The sequence below is a fragment of the Geoalkalibacter sp. genome, assembly GCF_030604225.1.
Lineage (GTDB): Bacteria > Desulfobacterota > Desulfuromonadia > Desulfuromonadales > Geoalkalibacteraceae > Geoalkalibacter.
In genome coordinates this window covers 1-2,682 of sequence record NZ_JAUVWH010000204.1, presented here as the reverse complement: position 1 = coordinate 2,682, position 2,682 = coordinate 1, and the positions used below count along the sequence as shown (strand labels likewise).

Here is a 2,682-nt window from a genome sequence, read left to right as displayed (position 1 = left end):
CTCTTGTGGATGACCACCGAGGAATGGCCGAAGCTGTGCGGCCCCTTGACCTGTAAGCCGCTGGTTTCGTTGGACACGTTGGCAAACACCGTGACCGTGTCGCGCACCCCGGGGGTGTAGGCCAGGTATTCGCCGTAGAAGCCGTTGACCACGTCGCGAAACGCCTGGTGCTCGGGCTTGGGATTGCACTGCAGCACCGCCAGCAGGTCGAGGCGCTGGCGGGTGCGGAAAAACAGGTCGTTGGCCCGTTCGATCACCGCGTTGATGTTGGACTGGTAGAGGTCGCGGTAGATGTAGTCGAGGCAGATCATCGCCATGAAGTTAAAGCCGATGGGTGTGCAGCGCAGCAAGGGAAACACCTTGCCGCGATAGAGGTCGTGAAAGGGGTCGATGGTCTCCTCGGCCACCATGGGATGGCTTTTCGCCTGGAGGAACACCCGCAGCCGTCCATCGGCTTCCTTGACCGCGATCACCGCCCAGTTGACCGGCACCTGTGCGATGTCGCCGGCGTCAATGTCCTTGAGCACCGAGGCCAGGGCCTCCTCGTTGTCGGCGCGATGCTTCTCCAGCACGGCCAGGTATTCGTGGAGGCGGATGTGTTCGACGCCGAACATCGTCACCGTGTTGGGGCGGAAATTTCGGTCGATGAACTCCAGGGCATCCGGCACCCGCGCGGCGGGCAGGGAGGATTCGGGCAGCAGGAGAAAATGAAGCTTTTTCAGGTTGCCGGCACCCTCGGCCGTCAGTTCCAGGATGGAGCGGATGCGCTCCCATTGGGGTTCCGGGTCGCTGAGCTTGCAGGCGAAATTGGACAACCCCAGGTGATTGGGAATCTGCGCCAGCAGGCAGTGCAGGTGGTGCCCCAGGGGAAATTCGACGTTGATCTGTTTGTCGACGATCTGAAACATGCCGCTCAGCCCCGGCTCGAGGTCTGCATGGAACCGCCGGGGATTTCCTCGCTGAGGACGAGTTCTTCCGGGCGTGGTTGGCTCCAGGGCAGTTCGGGAAACACGCGGGTCAGAATATGGCGCCCGCCCGGCGGCAGGGCCATTTTCGGCAGACAGTTCTTAAGCGCCCAGATGGCCTCGGTGCACTCATCGCCGTTGGGTTGCAGGGTCAGGCTCAGGGGAGTGGCGCGGTAGTAGAGAATCACGAAATGATCCTTGCGGTCGCCGATGCCGATATGCTCGAAGACATCGATCAACCCCTCGACGTGAATGTCGATGCCCACCTCCTCGCGCACCTCGCGGTGCAGCGCCGCCAGGATCGACTCACCGTGATCGATCTTGCCCCCGGGCATGACCCACAGGCTGCAGAAGGGCTCGATGCAGCGCCGCGTCAGCAGCACCCGCTCGCGCTCGTCGATGACGCAGGCGACGACGGAGGTTTTGATGGCCTGTTGCTTGGTGAATTCCATAAAAAAGCCGGAACGAGAAATGCGGGACGCGGACCGCGGAAGGCTTGATAACCTTCGCGTCCCGCGTCCCGCGATTCGTTCTACTTATTTCTTACCCTGTCTCTGAATGGCGGCGATGCGCATGCGCAGGGCGTTGAGCTTGATGAAGCCCTCGGCATCGGCCTGATTGTAGACTTCGTCCTTCTCGAAGGTGGCGAAGTCGACGTTGAACAGGCTGTCGGTGACCGAGTCGCGACCCACCACCCGGGCATGGCCCTTGTAGAGCTTGATGCGCGCCTTGCCGTTGACGGTCTGCTGCGAGGCGTCGATGAGGGTCTGCAGCACCCGGCGCTCGGGGGAGAACCAGAAGCCGTTGTAGATCATGCTGGCGTAGCGCGGCACCAGGGAGTCGCGCAGGTGCATGACCTCGCGATCCATGGTGATGGATTCCACGGCGCGGTGCGCTTCCTCGAGGATGGTGCCGCCGGGGGTCTCGTACACGCCGCGGGATTTCATGCCGACGAAGCGGTTTTCCAGCAGGTCGACGCGGCCGATGCCGTGACGGCCGCCGAACTCGTTGAGCTTGGCCAGCAGCTTGGCCGGGGACAACCGCTCGCCGTTGACCGCCACCGCATCACCCTTTTCGAATTCGATCTCGACGTATTCGGGCTGGTCGGGCGCGTCCTCGGGGCGCACCGTGAGCACGTACATCTCCTCCGGCGCCTCGGCCCAGGGGTTTTCCAGGATGTCGCCCTCGAAGGAGATGTGCAGCAGGTTGCGGTCGGAACTCCAGGGAAACTTCTTGCTGGTGGGCACGGGGATGCCGTGCTTTCTGGCGTAGTTTTCCAGGTCGGTGCGGCTTTTCATGTCCCACTCGCGCCAGGGGGCGATGACCTTGATCGCCGGGTCGTAGTGGTAGTAGGCGATCTCGAAGCGCACCTGGTCGTTGCCCTTGCCCGTGGCGCCGTGGGAGACGGCGTCGGCCCCTTCCTTGGCGGCGACTTCCATCTGCGCCTTGGCGATCAGCGGCCGGGCGATGGAGGTGCCGAGGAAGTAGCGCCCTTCGTAGATGGCGTTGGCGCGGAACATGGGAAAGACGAAATCGCGGGCGAATTCTTCCTTGAGATCCAGGATGTGGCAGCTGGAGGCGCCGGTTTTTTTGGCTTTCTCGGGGATGAAATCGAGTTCCTCGCCCTGGCCGAGGTCGGCGGAATAGGCGATGACCTCGCAGCCGTACTCTTCCACCAGCCACTTGAGGATGATCGAGGTGTCAAGGCCCCCCGAGT

General features: G+C 62.7%; 3 protein-coding genes. All 3 read right to left on the bottom strand.

Annotation, left to right across the window (positions count from 1 at the left end; genetic code table 11):
* Positions 1–908: hypothetical protein (locus QAT43_RS14780; protein ID WP_305043856.1), on the bottom strand; the 908-nt coding region annotated here is incomplete at its 3' end.
* A 5-nt stretch (positions 909–913) separates the two neighbouring features.
* On the bottom strand, positions 914–1,417 hold the full coding sequence (locus tag QAT43_RS14775; protein ID WP_305043855.1) for an NUDIX domain-containing protein: 504 nt from the start codon (positions 1,415–1,417) through the stop codon (positions 914–916).
* Between the two features lie 84 nt (positions 1,418–1,501).
* On the bottom strand, positions 1,502–2,682 hold a 1,181-nt coding region (locus QAT43_RS14770; RefSeq protein WP_305043854.1), incomplete at its 5' end, for an argininosuccinate synthase.

Excerpts from the sequence above, each read along its gene's own strand:
- QAT43_RS14775 (WP_305043855.1), bottom strand. The coding sequence starts at position 1,417 with ATGGAATTCACCAAGCAACAGGCCATCAAAACCTCCGTCGTCGCCTGC.